This is a genomic window from Sanguibacter inulinus (assembly GCF_013415325.1).
Classification (GTDB): domain Bacteria; phylum Actinomycetota; class Actinomycetes; order Actinomycetales; family Cellulomonadaceae; genus Sanguibacter; species Sanguibacter inulinus.
This window is the reverse complement of record NZ_JACBYE010000073.1, coordinates 1-14,169: the sequence shown is the minus strand read 5'-3', so window position 1 is coordinate 14,169 and position 14,169 is coordinate 1. Positions and strand designations below refer to the sequence as shown.

Genomic DNA, 14,169 nt, shown 5'->3' with positions numbered 1-14,169 from the left:
TCTCTCGGGTCAGGGGGGCGGGGGCCGGGTCACGGTCGGCGGCCGGGTCGCGGTGAGTGGTCGGGTCGCGGTGAGTGGTCGGCTCCGTGCTCGGCTCGAGGTCTACGACCCTGTCGCAGGCACCGAGGAGCACCGGAGAGGTGCTGACCACCACGAGGGTCCGACCCTGGCGGGCGAGAGCCTGGGCGACGCGTGCCTCGGTGACTGTGTCCACAGCAGAGGTCGGCTCGTCGAGGACCAAGACGTCCGCGGCGGTGTGGAGGGCTCGGGCCACACCGATCCGCTGGCGCTGACCGCCCGAGAGTCGCCTGCCGCCCTCGCCGACCTGGGCGTCCCAGCCTCCGGCTTCGAGGACGGTGTCGTGGAGGGCGGCGGCGTCGACGAGGTCGAGCTCGGGGAGCGCCCAGGCCTCGTGGCCGCTCACAGCCTCGCGGAGCGTGCCGCTCGGGATCGTGTGGCGGTGCGGGAAGGACACCACCCGTCGGCGGTAGTCGAGCGGGTCGAGGTCGAGCGCGTCGACCTGCGTGCCGTCGACGCGGACCGTCAGGTCGCCGCGCGCGACCGGGGAGCGGAGACCGAGGACCCTGGAGAGCTCGCGGGCCGAGCCGCTGTCCGGGGGCCTGACACCGAGCATCTCGCCGCGGCGCAGACGCACTGTGCTGCGGGCGGTGCTGGTGCTCGTGCTGGTGGCACCGTTGCCTGGACCGGTACCCGTGCGGAACGTGAGCACCACGTCGTCGTCAGGACTGTCGTCCACGGCAGCGAAGCCGTCGATGCCACGGCTGTCGACGTCAGGGCTGTCGTCGCCTGCCACGCCCTGCACATCCGAGCGTCGGGTCGCTGGCACCACCGGGCCCGCGGCGTCGAATAGGTCTTCGGCGTCGACCAGCCGCGCGAGGCGGCGGGCCGAGGCGATCTTGTGGACCCAGCTCGCCGGGAAGGAACCGGCGTACGCCAGGTCGCCGCCGACCAGCTGCGCGAGCCCCAGGACCGTCACGAGCTCACCGACCGAGATCTGCCCGTCGGCGGCGAGCCACGCCGCCGCACCTGCGAGGACCGTGGTCGTCCCGGCGGCGATGGTGGCGCTCACGGCCTCGTACCCGGCGAGCGAGCGGCCGGCCGCCGTCGCGGCGACCCTGGAGGCACCGCTCGCGGCGACGTACCGGCGCACGGCCTCGTCGCGCGCCCCGATGCCCACGAGCACCCTGAACCCGCTCATGAAGTCCGCGGCGACGGCCCCGGCCTCGGTCGCGGCGCGCTGCTCGGCGTACCCGCGGCGCTCGATCGGTCGGGAGACCACCCGCATGACCACCAGCGTGAGAAGAGTCGACACCAGGACCACAGCCGTGGCGACGGGCGAGACGGCGAGCATGACCAGGCTCGCACCGACGATCGACGCGAGGGTCGCGCACTGCTGGGCGACCGACCAGGCCACGCCCGCCACACGGTAGGTGTCGGAGGTGACGTAGGTGAGGGTCTCCCCGGGAGTGAGCCTGTGGGCCGAGAGCCGTGGGCGCAGGATCCTGCTGAGCGCGAGGTGGCGCAGCGACTGCTCCCCGTACCCGTAGACGGACACCATGAGCCGGGAGGCCGACTGATAGCTGACCGTGAGGACCAGGAACACCCCGACGAGCGCGCCGAGCCAGACCGCGAGTGCGGCAGGGTCGCCCGGCAGGACGGCGCGGTCGACCGTCACCCCGATCATCACGGGGACGGCCGCCTCGGCCAGGGCGTGCACGACGAGCAGGGCTGTCGCCGCGGCGAGCGCACCGCCGCGGCCGTCGGCGACGAGGGCGAGGCCGAAGAGCCGGCGCGGGGTGGTCACCTCGGGTGCCGGGCTCATGTGCGGTCCCTGTACTGCCGGGCGAGCAGCCAGGCGAGGTAGAGACCGCCGACGGAGACCGTGACCACGCCGACCTGGACGGACAGCAGCTGGGCTGTCGCGTCGGAGACCACCACGAGAGCGGCCCCGGTGAGCATGACCGAGGCGGTCGCCATCGGGGTGCTCGACCGGGTCAGGCGCTGGCAGATCTGCGGGGCGGCGAGCGCGATGAAGGAGATCGGCCCGGCCGCAGCGGTGACCAGGGCGACGAGCATGACCCCGACGATCATCGCCGCGAAGCGGGTCCGTCCGGGGGAGATGCCGAGGGCTGTCGCGGCGTCGTCGCCCATCTCGAGGACGGGCAGCGTGCGGTGCAGCGGCACAGCGGCGAGCACCGTCACGGCGAGCACCACGGCGGCGGGGACGAGCTGGTCGAAGCCGAGGGAGGCGAGGGACCCCGCCCCCCAGGTGGCCGCCATCATGGCCTGCTCGACGCTGACCGACACGAGGATCCACGACGTGAGGGAGCCGAGCCCCGCCGAGACGCCGATCCCGACGATGATGAGCCTGAACGAGGACAGCGTCCCCTTGGTCGCGAGGGCGTAGACGAGCAGCGCCGTGACGAGCCCCCCGACGATCGCACCGGCAGCCTTGTAGCCGTAGGTGTTGTGCCCCAGGACGATCATCACGAGGGTCACGCCGAACTGGGCCCCGACACCGAAGCCGATGATGTCCGGGGAGCCGAGCGGGTTGCGGGTCAGCGACTGGAAGATCCCCCCGGAGAGCGCGAGAGCAGCGCCGCAGAGGACCGCGAAGAGCACCCGCGGGAGGCGCCACTCGACGACCACCTGCCGGGCGTCGGGGTCCGAGGCAGGGTCGAAGACGGCGCGCAGCACGGCACCGAGGCCGAGGTCGTAGGCACCGATGGTCATGGACGCGACCCCGACGACGAGGATCACGACGACCAGCACGGCGCAGACGACGAGGGTGCGGACCGGGACGAGGAGCCCGAGGCGCCGGGTGTCGAGTCGCAGCAGACGACGGCCGAAGTCGACGGTCGTGAGGTCGGTGGTTGGGAGGTCGGTGGTCGGGCTGGCGGACGGCTTGCGGCCGGCGGCCGTGTGATCAGCGGCCGTGTGATCAGCGGCCGCGCGATCAGCGGCCGTGCGCCCGACGGACTCGTGCGGTGCGCTCACAGCCCGCTCACCTGCTTGCGGCGTACGAGCGCGACGAGGACAGGCGCACCGAGGAGCCCTGTGACGATCCCCACACGGAGCTCGCCGGTCGGCAGCACGACACGTCCGAGGACGTCGGCGAGCAGCAGGAAGGTCGGTCCGACGAGCATCGAGTAGAGCAGGACCCAGCGCTGGTCGGGGCCGGTGAACCAGCGCACCGTGTGCGGGATCATGATGCCGACGAAGGCGATCGGGCCGGCCGCCGCGACGCTGGTCCCCGCGAGGAGGGTCACCGCGACGATCACGACGACGCGGGTGGCGGCGACCCGGGTGCCGAGCGACTGGGCGAGGTCGTCGCCGAGGGCCAGGGCGTTGAGGGAGCGGGCCGACACGAGCGCGAGGACGAGCCCCGCGGCGATCAGCGGGATCGCCCAGACGAGCTGGTCGAGGGTGTGGCCGCCGACGGAGCCGACGCTCCAGAACCTCATGACCTGGAGCGTGGAGCGGTCGTGCAGGACGAGCGCGGTGGTGAAGCCCGTGCACGTCGCGCCGAGGGCGACCCCGGCGAGCGTGAGCTTCATGGGCGTCGCGCCGGAGAGCCCGAAGGACCCGAGGACGTAGACGAGCACGGTGAGAGTGAGCGCCCCGAGCAGCGCGAAGGGCACGTAGGCGCCGGGCGTCGTGAGGCCGAGGACCGCCACGGCGAAGGTCACCGCGAGCGAGGCGCCCGCGTTGACCCCGAGGATGCCCGGGTCGGCGAGAGGGTTGCGCGTGAAGGCCTGGATGAGCGCCCCGCAGACCGCGAGGGCCGCGCCCACGACGACCGCGAGCACGGTGCGGGGGACGCGGAGCTCGCGGACCATGAGGTGCAACGGGTCGGCGTCGTCGTAGGAGACGAGCGCGCGCACGACTGTCGTGGGGTCGATCGCGCGGGCACCGACGGCGAGCGACGTGATCACGGCGAGGACCAGCACCACGGCGGCGACGAGCAGCCCGACGCCGAGCACGGCGGTGCGGCGCTGGACGTGGCTGCGGCGGGCTGCGGGGTCGAGGGCTGCGGGGTCTGGGGTCGGGATGCTCGTCGGGAGGGTCGAGACAGCGGCACCGCCGCCCGCCCCCGGCTGGGCCGGGGACGGGGACGGTGCGTGCAGACCAGGTGTCACTTGCCCGAGACTGTCGGCTCACCCTGCAGGGCGGCTGCGAGGTCGTCGACGTAGGTGGGCAGCACGTAGTCGAGCGAGAGGACCGTCGGCGCGCTGATCGCCGAGGCGTTCGCCTCGTCGGCGTAGATCACGTACGAGTCGGCCGCGATCGGCTCCCAGCGGGAGACGATCGGGTTCTCGACGGTGTACGTCCCCTCGGAGGCGCTGGAGCCCCAGGCCACGAAGAGGTCGGCCTGGACGTCGTAGAGGTTCTCGAGGCTCACGCCGGTGTACCAGTTGTCACCCTCGGCGGTCGAGAGGAAGTCGTCCATCGCGGAGGTCGAGGTGAAGCCGAGCGCCTCGGTGATGCGTACGCGGGGGTCGTACTCCAGGTAGACGCCGAGGTCCGTCCCGCCCTCGTTGAGGGTCAGGCCCCAGACGAAGGTCTTGCCGTCGAACTCGGGGTGCTCGTCGGCGAGGGCGGCGATGTCGCCCTCGGTCTCGGCGACGAGCTCTTCAGCCTTCTCGTCGGCCCACATCGCCTTGCCGACGGTGCGGGTCATGTCCTGCCAGGTGCTCGGGTCCCAGGCGCGCTCGATGTAGGGCACCGTCGGGGCGATCTCGGTCAGCCGCTCGTACTCGACGTCGGTGATGCCGGAGTACAGGCCGAGGATGAGGTCGGGCTCGAGGGCCTTGATGGCCTCGTAGTTCGGGCCGTCGTCCGTGTAGGGGATGATCTCGGGCATCTCGCCGAACTCGGCGGTCACGAACTCTTCGAACCACGGCTGGAAGCCGCTCTCGCCAGCACCCCAGACCTTCTCGATCCCGACGGGGTTGACCCCGAGGGCCGCCACGATGTCCGGGGTCATCCAGCCGAGCGCGACGATCCGCTCGGGCTTCTCGGCGATGGTCGTCGACCCGTGGGCGTGCTCGACGACGACCCCGTCGGTCGTGGTGGCGGCCGTGGTCGCCGGTGCGTCGGACGACGCGGCGTCGGCACCGGCGGTGCCGCAGCCCGCCAGGGTGACGGCGGCGGCGAGGGCCAGGGCGACGAGCCCAGACGCCCGTGGGGCGTGGCGCCCCTGGGTGGTCTTCGGGCGCGCAAGAGCGTGCAGCATGGTTCTCCTTGCAAAGAGTGGGAGGGTGGCGCGACGTCGAGAGGCGACGTTGCCGCCGTGGTTAGGTAACCCTCACCTAACAAGGACGATGCTAGGGCGGTCTTGGTGCGCCGAGTGTCGCCAGGCCGACGACTTGTGTCGCGCCTCCGACACAGAGTCACAGCCCCGGAACCGGAAGAGGACAGACGATGGATTCTTGGCCGCTGCCAGCTCAGTGGGCAGTGCTCGTCGTGCTCGCCTGGGCTGTCGCCGCAGGCTCCTGGCGGCAGACGCTCGCGCGAGCACGAGCCGACGGCGCGGAGCCCGCGACGTGGAGCGGGAGGCTCCGGATGGTCGTCAAGGACCTCGGGCTCACCGACTGGGCCTTCGTCGCACTCTTCGCGGCCTTCTTCGTCCCGCTCCTGGTCCGGACCCTGACCGGGGCGTGAGCCCGCCTCACCTGCGACGCGGGCCTCAGCCCGCCCCCCCTCAGCGCCAGTACAGGTGGTGGGCCGGGTCTGCCTGCACGCGGGCGACGTGCTGGCGCGGGGTCAGGCCGAAGTGCTCCTTGAACGCGGCCGAGAAGGCGCTCGTCGTGGCGTAGCCGGACCTGTGCGCGGCGACCCCGACGGGGGTGCCGTCGACGATCAGCCGCGCCGCCTGGGTCAGTCGCACCCCGGTGCGCCACCGGGCGAAGCTCGTGCCGATGTCGCGCTGGAACACCCGCAGCACGGTCCGCTCGTGCAGGCCATGCGCGTCGAAGAGCTCGCGGGCGCTGCGCGTGTCCCCGGGGTCGGCGAGCACCGCCTGGACGAGGACCGCCACGCGGTCGTCCGTCGGGAGCGGGACCTCGCCCCACCCGTCGGCGGCGGTCTGCGAGGGCTGCTGGAGCATCTCGACGAGCACCGACTGGATCCGGACGCGCAGGCCGTCGTCCATGTCGTCAGACCCGAGGTGCAGCAGCATCTCCTGGACGGCGCGTGGGACCAGGACCCGGGTGATCTCGGTGACGGGCGCGGCCAGCACAGGGTCGGGTAGGTAGGTGTAGCACCCCGTCGAGCCGCGATCGTGGCGGGATGTGTGCGCGGTGCTCGGCGGGACCCAGATGCCCTGGCCGGGGGCGAGGCGCCAGGCCGCGTCCTGCAGGTACACCCACACGGTCCCGCGGTAGCACCACGCGAGCATCGCCTCGGGGTGGCTGTGCGGCGAGGCGAGCGGGCGCGAGGCACCCTGGTCGGCGACCACGACGCCCGTGCTCATGAGGTACGGCGGCCTGACGGTCGAGGGGTGCACGACCGCCGCGTCCCAGTCGGCCTGACGGTACGAGCTCACGTGCGTCGCCGACGGTCCTGGGGTGCCATCAGACCAACCTAGCGCCAGCGCGTGCTCGCCCAGAGCGCAGTCCGCAGGCGGAGAGCGCGGCGCCGAGCGTGGCGCCGACGGCCCGAAGGGGTCGGGGTCGTCGGACGAGATCGGACCCGGTCAGAGCCGGCTGACGTCCACCTTCTCGACCGGAGCGCGAGCGGCACCGGCGCGCTTGATGAAGGTCGCCCACACGTGCTTGCGGCCACCCTCGACGTACCAGCCCGACGACGAGGCGAGGGCCGAGGTCAGGGCAAGTCCCAGCCCACCCTCGTCGGGCTGGTGGGCCAGCACCGGCGAGGTCCCGAGCACGTCGTCGGAGACGTCCACGAGGAACCTCGACGGAGACGCCTGCAGGCTCGCGCACACCGGTGGGCGCGCGTGGATCAGCGCGTTCGACGACAGCTCGCTGCAGACCAGGACCAGCCTGTCGAGGACCTCGGGCGCCTCGGCGTCCCAGTCCCCAGTCGCGATCGCGCGCTCGGCGATCTCGGAGCGCAGCCTGCTCACGTCCGACGGGGACTCGAGGGTCCACTCGTGGACGAGCTCGTAGTGCTGTGGCGGGCGGGCTGCTGGGACGAAGACCATCGGGCGCGACCTCCGGGACGCAGTTCGGCTGGGCCTCACGATAATCCCACGGTGTGGCGCCCAGCACACCTCGCCGCACCGGGCTCGGGACTCCGGGCTCGGGACTCCGGGCTCCGGGCTGGGTCACACCTCGGCCGAGCCCTCGGTCGTGCGGCGCCGTGTCGAGAGCACCTGGGCGAAGACCACCACGAAGAGGCCGGAGAGCGGCAGCACGAGGAGCCCGACGCGCAGCGAGCTCGCGTCGGCGACAGCCCCGACGACCGGCGGCGAGGCGAGGAACCCGAGGCGGAGCAACCACGTGACGATCGTCAGCCCGGTGCCCGGAGCGAAGCCTGGCAGCCTGTCGGCGGCGTCCATCGCCGCGGGGATGAGCGTCGCGACCCCGAAGCCTGCCAGCCCGAAGCCGACGATCGTGCCGACCGTGGTCGGCCAGGCGAGCGCGGCGCCGGTCCCGACCAGGACGATCGCCCCGCCCGAGCGGGCGACGGCACGCTGACCGAACCTGTCGACGAGCCCGTCGCCCAGCAGCCGACCGACGAACTGCATGCCCTGCAGCGCGATGAACCCGAGGCTCGCGACGAAGGCCGTCGACTCGAAGGTCCCCGAGAGGTAGATCGCGGCCCACGACGAGCCTGCGTCTTCGACGATGCCGCCCGATGCGGCGATGACCGTGAGGGCCAGGAGCGTGCCCCAGCGGAGCACGAAGGAGGGCGAGACACGTGAGGTGGTGCGGGGCTGCTGGTCGGTCGCGGGCTCGAGCGCACCGACGGCTGCGGCATCGGCGGCGACCTCGTCGTCAGGCTCGGGACCGGGCTCCGGGCCGCGCAGCAACCACCTGTAGGCCAGCAGCGCGGCGATGCCGAAGACCACCGAGGAGACGACCATGTGGGCCGTCGTCGACAGACCTGCCTCGGCGAGGGCTGCGCCCATGATGCCGCCGATCACGGCCCCCATGCTCCACACGGCGTGGAAGGAGTTGAGGATCGACCGGCCGTACAGCCGCTGGACCCTGAGCCCGTGGGAGTTCTGGGCGACGTCGGTGATCGCGTCCATCGCACCCGCGACGAAGAGCGCGGCGGCGAGCACGGCCCAGACCGACGCGGCACCGGCCCCCACGAACCCGACGGTCGCCACGAGGGTCGCCCCGACGGCGACGCGGGCCGAGCCGAACCGCCGGATGAGCGCACCTGCCGAGAGCCCTGCGACCAACGCCCCGAGCGGGAAGGCCGCGACGGCCGCGCCGAAGCCGCCGTTGGACAGGTCGAGCCCCGCCTTGATCTCGGGGTACCTGGGCAGCAGGTTGGCGAAGAGCGCGCCGTTGGTGAAGAAGAGGACGGCGACGGCGACGCGTGCGCGTCGGGCCGCCTCGGGCACGGGAGGACGGGCGGGGCGGGTCCCGGCGGCGGTGCGTGAGCTCACGGGGTCGACCCTACAGAGGCTGAGCGCTTGAGCCGGGCGAGCTTCTGGGCACCCACGTCAGGGGTGAAACCGAGCTCGGCGATGGCGCGCGTGACCTGGGCACGCGTCCCCGGGTTCACGTGCGTCGAGGCGTTGATGACCCTGGACACCGTCTGGGCGGAGACCCCGGCGGCGGCCGCGACGTCGCGGATCGTCGCCTTCCGTGCTGTCTCGTCGGCCATCGTCGTCTCCTCGTCGTCGTGCGGCAGCGCACCGTGAACGTTCACGGGACGACGCTAGCACTACCCTGGGGACGTGACCACACCCCGCACGCCGACCATCCTCGACGTCGCGCGCGAGGCCGGGGTGTCCCGCCAGACCGTCACCCGGGCGCTCAACGACATGGCCGACATCGCCCCGGCGACACGGGAACGCGTCGTCGCAGCCGCGCAGCTCCTCGGCTACAGGCCGAACCGTGCCGCACAGAGCCTCGTCAAGGGTTCGGGGACCACGATCGGGCTGCTCGTTGAGAGCCTGCGCAACCCCTACTACGCCGAGCTCGCCTCCGAGCTGAGCCGCGCAGCCGCGGCCCGCGGGTGGGGGCTCATCTTGTGCGACGTGGGGTACGGGACCGACCGGGACGCCCGGCTCTCACCGCTCCTGCGCAGGGTCGACGCTCTCGTCGGCTGCCTGCCTGCGGGGGCGACGGCCGACGTCGGCGTGCCCTTCGTCTCGGTCGACAACCCCGACGAGACCGTCGGCGACGCCACGGTCTGGATCGACCACGAGGCCGGAGTGCGCGCTGCGCTCGCCCACCTCGTCGCGACAGGGCGGAGGTCGATCGCGATGATCGACTCCGGCCCCGAGCCCTCGACCCGCTGCCTCGCCTACAGGGCCTTCCTCACGGAGGCCGGCCTCCCCTGGTCCGAGCAGTCCGAGGTCCGCGTCGAGGAGTCCCACGACGGCGGGATCGCCGCGGCGGCCGAGCTGCTCGACCGGGGCGTCCCGCTCGACGCCGTGCTCGCCTTCAACGACGTGCTCGCGATCGGCGCGATGAAGGAGATGGCGAAGGCCGGGCGGCGTGTGCCGCAGGACGTGGCCGTCGTCGGGATGGACGGCCTCGACGTCGGCGGGCTCGTGACGCCCGAGCTCACGACGGCCGCGACAGACCGCGGGGCGATCGCCGCTGCGGCCTTGGACCTCGTGGCCGACCTGCTCGCAGGGGACCGACGGCGGAGGGAGGTCGCGACCGGGCTGGGCGAGTCCCTCGGCACCAGACCGCGCAGGACTGTCGTGCCGCACCTGGAGGTCCGAGCATCAGGGTGAGCTGACGCCGATGCCGAGCCGCGCCGGGCCGCGCCCCAGGCTGGCGCCTGCCCTCGCCCTGGCCGGCTCGTCTGTCCGAGGGACTGTGGAGCATCACCGGTTCCTCCGAGACGACGACAGGTTCGCACCTCGCAGACAACGACACCGAAGCGCCCGGCTCGGCTCGGCTCGTGAAGCCTGCGCAAGATACCACGACGCCGTTTTAGGTAGATATGATACGCGAGGCGATGATTACGCCCTTGAGCAACCCGGCGGCGACAGCTGGCGTCGTGTGCGCTACCCCAGCCAGTCGACAGGAAGCAGGTACAGGTGAGCCAAGCCCACCTGTTCGTCGACGAGACGAAGAGCCGAGGCTTCCAGCTGGTCGTCGCCTCGGTCCTCGCGACCGACGTCGGCGCAGCTCGGAAGATGCTCCGCGCCGAGCTGTTGCCAGGACAGCGTGCGCTTCACTTCAAGCACGAGTCTGACAGCAGCCGGAGCAGAATCCTGAGACGCATCTCAGGGACGACGGCACGTGTCACCGTCTACCGGACCCCGGCCGGAATGCCCGAGCTCATTGCTCGTGAGCTGACCTTGCGTGCGATGTTCCGAGACGCGGTCGAAGGAGGGGCCGAGCTGGTGGTCATCGACCGAGACGACTCTGCGGTACCGCACGACCGTCGCTGGCTCTCAGAAGAGCACCGCTCGTTCACGCTCCGCCCTGACATCAGGTTCAACCACTCGAAGAGGCACGAAGAGCCGCTCCTCGCGATCCCCGACGCGGTCGGCTGGTGCCTGCAGCGTGGCCGTCCGTGGACGGCGCGCGTCTCCAGCCTCGTCGCACGCAGTCTCGATCTCGGCTAGCGCGGACAGCGCAAAGCCCGGCTCATCGACCGTCCGGACGACTACCGGGCTCACTTCAGCACGCTAGTGCTTGCTGCGTGATAGACCTTACGCCCCATTCAGCGCGTCGACCAGCCCTCCCTCCGCCGCACTCTTCGAGCCCTTGCGCCAGATCAGCGCCTTTTTCCCACCGACCGTCCGGCCGCCAGCGCCCAGGCGAGCAGCGGGAGCTGGAAGGGCAGACGGGCCCAGGCGACGATCTCGCGGGTACCCGGACGCTCGGCGCCCGAGCGGATGCGGGAACGACGGGCCTTCAGCGCCGCGGTGATGTTCCCGGGGAACACCGTGACGACGAGCCCGGCCGTCGCGAGCGACCCGACGCGGCGGGTCGCGGGGTGCACGAGGGACGCCGCGCAGACGAGCTCGGCGACACCGCTGCCGATGGTCCACGGGCGGGGCTTGCCGAGGGCCTTGGGGATCAGCCGGTCGTAGGGACCCGGCTTCGCCAGGTGCAGCGCGCCTGTCGCGGCGAGCGTCGCCGCGAGAGACAGCGCGGGGAGGTGGCTGGGACCGCGCGGCGCGGACGCCTGCCCGGCCGCGTCCGAACGGCTGCGGCGGAGCCGGCGGAGGACGCGGGCGGCGATGACGAGCTGCAACGGTCTGGGCATGCTCTTCACACTAGGTCGGGTCGGGGCAGCCCGCCGCTCGTAGGCGGACACCGCTGCGGGCCGAGGCAGCCGCAGCACCGCCGCACGCTGCCCCGGCCACCCGTACCTGCCAGGACGGGCTCGTCCGGCCCCGGCCCGTCTGACGCCTTACCGCGGCAGCGTGAGGATCTCGGCGCCGTCCTCGGTGATCGCGACGGTGTGCTCGGTGTGGGCTGTGCGAGCACCTGTCGCGCTGCGCAGGGTCCAGCCGTCGGGGTCGGTCACCAGCACGTCGGTGTCGGCCATCACCCAGGGCTCGAGGGCGAGCAGCAGACCGGGTCGCAGCGTGAAGCCGCGGCCGGGACGGCCGGAGTTCACCACGTGCGGGTCCTGGTGCATCGTCGAGCCGATGCCGTGCCCGCCGAACTCGGTGTTGACCGGGTAGCCGGCCGCCTCGAGGACCGTGCCGATCGCGTGGGAGATGTCGCCGATGCGTGCCCCGGGGTTCGCCGCGGCGATGCCTGCGGCGAGGGCCCGCTCGGTCGCGTCGATGAGCGCGAGGCTCTCCGCGGGCTGGGTCTGGCCGACGACGAAGCTGATGGCGGCGTCGGCCGCGATGCCGTCGAGCAGGACCGCGAGGTCGAGGGTGAGCAGGTCGCCGTCGGCGAGGGTGTAGTCGTGCGGCAGACCGTGCAGCACGGCGTCGTTGACCGCCGTGCAGATGTAGTGGCCGAAGGGCCCGCGGCCGAAGGACGGCGCGTAGTCGACGTAGCAGGACACTGCGCCCGCACCGAGGATCATCTCCTTGGCCCAGCGGTCGATGTCCAGCAGGTTGGTGCCTACCACGGCGCGCCCCTTGAGGGTGTGCAGGATGTGCCCGACGAGGGCGCCGGTCTCCCGCCCCTTGGCGACCTCGGCGGGGGTGAGGATCTCGATCATGGGGTGTCCTTCGTGCGTCGTGGGCGGCGTTCGCCAATAACTATACCGGCCATGTCATACCGGTATTACTATCGGGACCATGGTCAGACTCCCGCTCACCCCCGACGAGATCGAGCGCGGGCAGCGCCTGGGCGCTCTGCTGCGCCGCGCACGAGGTGAGCGCTCGATGCTCCAGACTGCACTAGACGCGCGCGTCTCGCCCGAGACCCTCCGCAAGATCGAGTCCGGTCGGGTCGCCACCCCGGCCTTCCCGACCATCGCCGCGATCGCCGACGTGCTCGGTCTCTCCCTCGACGAGGTGTGGGCGCAGATCAGGCCGTCGCGCGACGACGCCGACCTGGTCGAGGCCAGGCCGGCGTAGCCGGGCACGTCAGGTCGGGGGCGAGACCGCAGACCCGTCAGCATGATCCGCCAGCACTCCCCCGTCAGCGCAGGCGCGCGAGCGTCTCCGGGTCGACGAGGCCGCGGTGCACGGCCTTGACCAGGACCCGCGGGATCTCGACGGTCGCACCGTCGACCTGGATCGGCACGAGCGCGACGGGCGTGGCCTTCCACTGCGAGCGCCGTGCGCGGGTGTTCGAGCGTGACATCTTCCGCTTCGGGACGGCCATCAGCCCTGCCTGCCTTTCCAGCGCGGGTTCTTCTTGTTGATGACGTAGGTCTTGCCGCGGCGCCTGACGACGATCGAGCCGTCTTTCGCCTTGAGGGAGCGCAACGAGGCGCGGACCTTCATCGGGCGGCGCCGTCGGTCGTCGCGCCCGGCTGTGCCGGGGCGGCCGCGGGGGCCGTCTGGCCGTAGCGGCGGCGGAACTTCTCGACGCGGCCTGCGGTGTCGACCACGCGGGCGTTGCCCGTGTAGAAGGGGTGGCTCGCGCTCGAGACCTCGACGTCGATGACGGGGTAGGTGTTCCCGTCCTCCCACACGACGGTCGCCGCGGGGGTCGCGGTCGAGCGGGTGAGGAAGGCGAAGTCGGCCGAGGCGTCTCGGTAGACGACGGGGTGGTAGTCGGGGTGGATCCCGGTCTTCATGGTGGTTCTCCTGTGGTGGGGGGACGTCTACCAGCTGGACTTGGTGACTCCGGGGAGCTCGCCGCGGTGCGCCATCTCGCGCAGCCTGATGCGCGAGAGGCCGAAGACGCGGTTGTACCCGCGGGGTCGGCCGTCGACGACGTCGCGGTTGCGGAGCCGGGTGGCGCTCGCGTCGCGCGGCTGGCGGGCGAGCTCGTCGACCGCGGCGGCCCGCTCGGCGGGCGCCGTGCCGGGTGCGGCGATGACCCGCTTGAGCTCGGCGCGACGCTCGGCGTAGCGCTCCACGACCACGCGACGCTGCTCGTCCTTGGCGACCTTCGAGGTCTTCGCCATGTCAGCGCTCCTCGCGGAAGTCGACGTGCTGGCGGACGACAGGGTCGTACTTGGTCAGCACGAGGCGGTCTGGGCTGGTGCGACGGTTCTTCTTCGTCACGTAGGTGAAGCCTGTGCCTGCCGTCGAGCGGAGCTTGATGACGGGCCTGAGGTCTGCGCGCTTGGTTGCCATGGGGGCCTCCTAGATCTTCTCGCCGCGGGCGAGGATGCGGGCAGCGATGACGTCGATGCCGAGCTTGTCGATGGTCTTGAGCCCGCGGGTGCTGACCCGCAGGGTGACGGTGCGTCCGAGCGAGGGGACCCAGAACCTCTTCTTCTGGATGTTCGGGTTGAACCGACGCTTGGTGCGCACGTGCGAGTGGGAGATCGAGTGCCCGAATCCGGGCTGGGTGCCAAGGACCTGGCAGACGGCTGACATGGGTCTTCTTCCGACGGGGGTGGAGCAACCCGGCGACTATACGTATTGATTATCATTATCGTCAAGGGCTA

General features: G+C 71.9%; 20 protein-coding genes. 4 read left to right on the top strand and 16 right to left on the bottom strand.

What is annotated here, in order from left to right; translation table 11 throughout:
- The 4 genes from HZZ10_RS18110 to HZZ10_RS18095 all read right to left on the bottom strand — a co-directional run.
- The coding region (locus HZZ10_RS18110) for an ABC transporter transmembrane domain-containing protein (RefSeq protein WP_179914581.1) at positions 1–1,843 on the bottom strand (1,843 nt) is incomplete at its 3' end.
- Complete coding sequence (locus tag HZZ10_RS18105; RefSeq protein WP_179914580.1) at positions 1,840–3,018, bottom strand: FecCD family ABC transporter permease; 1,179 nt, start codon at positions 3,016–3,018, stop codon at positions 1,840–1,842. The genes HZZ10_RS18105 and HZZ10_RS18110, both read right to left, overlap by 4 nt.
- Entirely contained in the window at positions 3,015–4,160 is a 1,146-nt protein-coding gene (locus HZZ10_RS18100) for a FecCD family ABC transporter permease (RefSeq protein ID WP_308507618.1), read from the bottom strand. The genes HZZ10_RS18105 and HZZ10_RS18100 overlap by 4 nt, the downstream gene beginning before the upstream one ends.
- Complete coding sequence (locus tag HZZ10_RS18095) at positions 4,157–5,257, bottom strand: ABC transporter substrate-binding protein (RefSeq protein ID WP_179914579.1); 1,101 nt, start codon at positions 5,255–5,257, stop codon at positions 4,157–4,159. The genes HZZ10_RS18100 and HZZ10_RS18095 overlap by 4 nt, the downstream gene beginning before the upstream one ends.
- Positions 5,258–5,445: 188 nt before the next feature.
- Here HZZ10_RS18095 and HZZ10_RS18090 point away from each other — a divergent pair, with 188 nt between their 5' ends.
- A complete protein-coding gene (locus HZZ10_RS18090) occupies positions 5,446–5,685 on the top strand; it encodes a hypothetical protein (RefSeq protein ID WP_056127030.1) in 240 nt (79 codons plus the stop codon).
- A 40-nt stretch (positions 5,686–5,725) separates the two neighbouring features.
- On the opposite strand, the gene HZZ10_RS18085 is transcribed toward HZZ10_RS18090, so the two are convergent.
- The 4 genes from HZZ10_RS18085 to HZZ10_RS18070 form a co-directional block, all read right to left on the bottom strand.
- Positions 5,726–6,568, bottom strand: coding sequence for an AraC family transcriptional regulator (locus HZZ10_RS18085; RefSeq protein WP_179914578.1), 843 nt, complete (start codon positions 6,566–6,568; stop codon positions 5,726–5,728).
- Between the two features lie 150 nt (positions 6,569–6,718).
- Entirely contained in the window at positions 6,719–7,186 is a 468-nt protein-coding gene (locus HZZ10_RS18080; protein ID WP_179914577.1) for an ATP-binding protein, read from the bottom strand.
- Between the two features lie 123 nt (positions 7,187–7,309).
- Positions 7,310–8,605 (bottom strand): MFS transporter, encoded by a 1,296-nt coding sequence (locus tag HZZ10_RS18075; RefSeq protein WP_179914576.1) that lies wholly within the window; start codon positions 8,603–8,605, stop codon positions 7,310–7,312.
- Positions 8,602–8,871: a LacI family DNA-binding transcriptional regulator gene (locus HZZ10_RS18070; RefSeq protein ID WP_308507617.1), complete on the bottom strand. Its 270-nt coding sequence runs from the start codon at positions 8,869–8,871 to the stop codon at positions 8,602–8,604. Before HZZ10_RS18070 ends, HZZ10_RS18075 begins: the two co-directional genes overlap by 4 nt.
- Before the next feature lie 28 nt (positions 8,872–8,899).
- Between HZZ10_RS18070 and HZZ10_RS18065 the strand changes: the two genes are divergently transcribed.
- Positions 8,900–9,910: a LacI family DNA-binding transcriptional regulator gene (locus HZZ10_RS18065; protein WP_179914575.1), complete on the top strand. Its 1,011-nt coding sequence runs from the start codon at positions 8,900–8,902 to the stop codon at positions 9,908–9,910.
- A 309-nt stretch (positions 9,911–10,219) separates the two neighbouring features.
- Positions 10,220–10,753, top strand: a complete 534-nt coding sequence (locus tag HZZ10_RS18060) for a hypothetical protein (RefSeq protein WP_179914574.1) — start codon at positions 10,220–10,222, stop codon at positions 10,751–10,753.
- Positions 10,754–10,905: 152 nt separating this feature from the next.
- Here the strand turns inward: HZZ10_RS18060 and HZZ10_RS18055 are convergent, their stop codons facing one another.
- Entirely contained in the window at positions 10,906–11,400 is a 495-nt protein-coding gene (locus tag HZZ10_RS18055) for a DoxX family protein (RefSeq protein WP_179914573.1), read from the bottom strand.
- Between the two features lie 147 nt (positions 11,401–11,547).
- Positions 11,548–12,318 (bottom strand): type I methionyl aminopeptidase, encoded by a 771-nt coding sequence (map, locus tag HZZ10_RS18050; RefSeq protein ID WP_179914572.1) that lies wholly within the window; start codon positions 12,316–12,318, stop codon positions 11,548–11,550.
- Between the two features lie 79 nt (positions 12,319–12,397).
- Between map and HZZ10_RS18045 the strand changes: the two genes are divergently transcribed.
- Complete coding sequence (locus tag HZZ10_RS18045; protein ID WP_056127016.1) at positions 12,398–12,679, top strand: helix-turn-helix domain-containing protein; 282 nt, start codon at positions 12,398–12,400, stop codon at positions 12,677–12,679.
- Positions 12,680–12,743: 64 nt separating this feature from the next.
- Here the strand turns inward: HZZ10_RS18045 and rpmF are convergent, their stop codons facing one another.
- Genes rpmF through rpmB form a run of 6 tightly spaced genes read right to left on the bottom strand, consistent with a single transcriptional unit; the run spans position 12,744 to position 14,098 of the window.
- Positions 12,744–12,929, bottom strand: coding sequence for a 50S ribosomal protein L32 (rpmF, locus tag HZZ10_RS18040; protein WP_179914571.1), 186 nt, complete (start codon positions 12,927–12,929; stop codon positions 12,744–12,746).
- Positions 12,929–13,051 (bottom strand): type B 50S ribosomal protein L36, encoded by a 123-nt coding sequence (ykgO, locus tag HZZ10_RS18035; protein WP_179914570.1) that lies wholly within the window; start codon positions 13,049–13,051, stop codon positions 12,929–12,931. Before ykgO ends, rpmF begins: the two co-directional genes overlap by 1 nt.
- Complete coding sequence (locus HZZ10_RS18030) at positions 13,048–13,347, bottom strand: type B 50S ribosomal protein L31 (protein ID WP_179914569.1); 300 nt, start codon at positions 13,345–13,347, stop codon at positions 13,048–13,050. The genes ykgO and HZZ10_RS18030 overlap by 4 nt, the downstream gene beginning before the upstream one ends.
- Positions 13,348–13,374: 27 nt before the next feature.
- Positions 13,375–13,680, bottom strand: coding sequence for a 30S ribosomal protein S14 (gene rpsN, locus HZZ10_RS18025; protein ID WP_179914568.1), 306 nt, complete (start codon positions 13,678–13,680; stop codon positions 13,375–13,377).
- A gap of 1 nt (position 13,681) precedes the next feature.
- Entirely contained in the window at positions 13,682–13,852 is a 171-nt protein-coding gene (rpmG, locus tag HZZ10_RS18020) for a 50S ribosomal protein L33 (RefSeq protein ID WP_179914567.1), read from the bottom strand.
- 9 nt (positions 13,853–13,861) lie between these two features.
- Entirely contained in the window at positions 13,862–14,098 is a 237-nt protein-coding gene (gene rpmB, locus HZZ10_RS18015; protein ID WP_179914566.1) for a 50S ribosomal protein L28, read from the bottom strand.
- Positions 14,099–14,169: the final 71 nt, after the last annotated feature.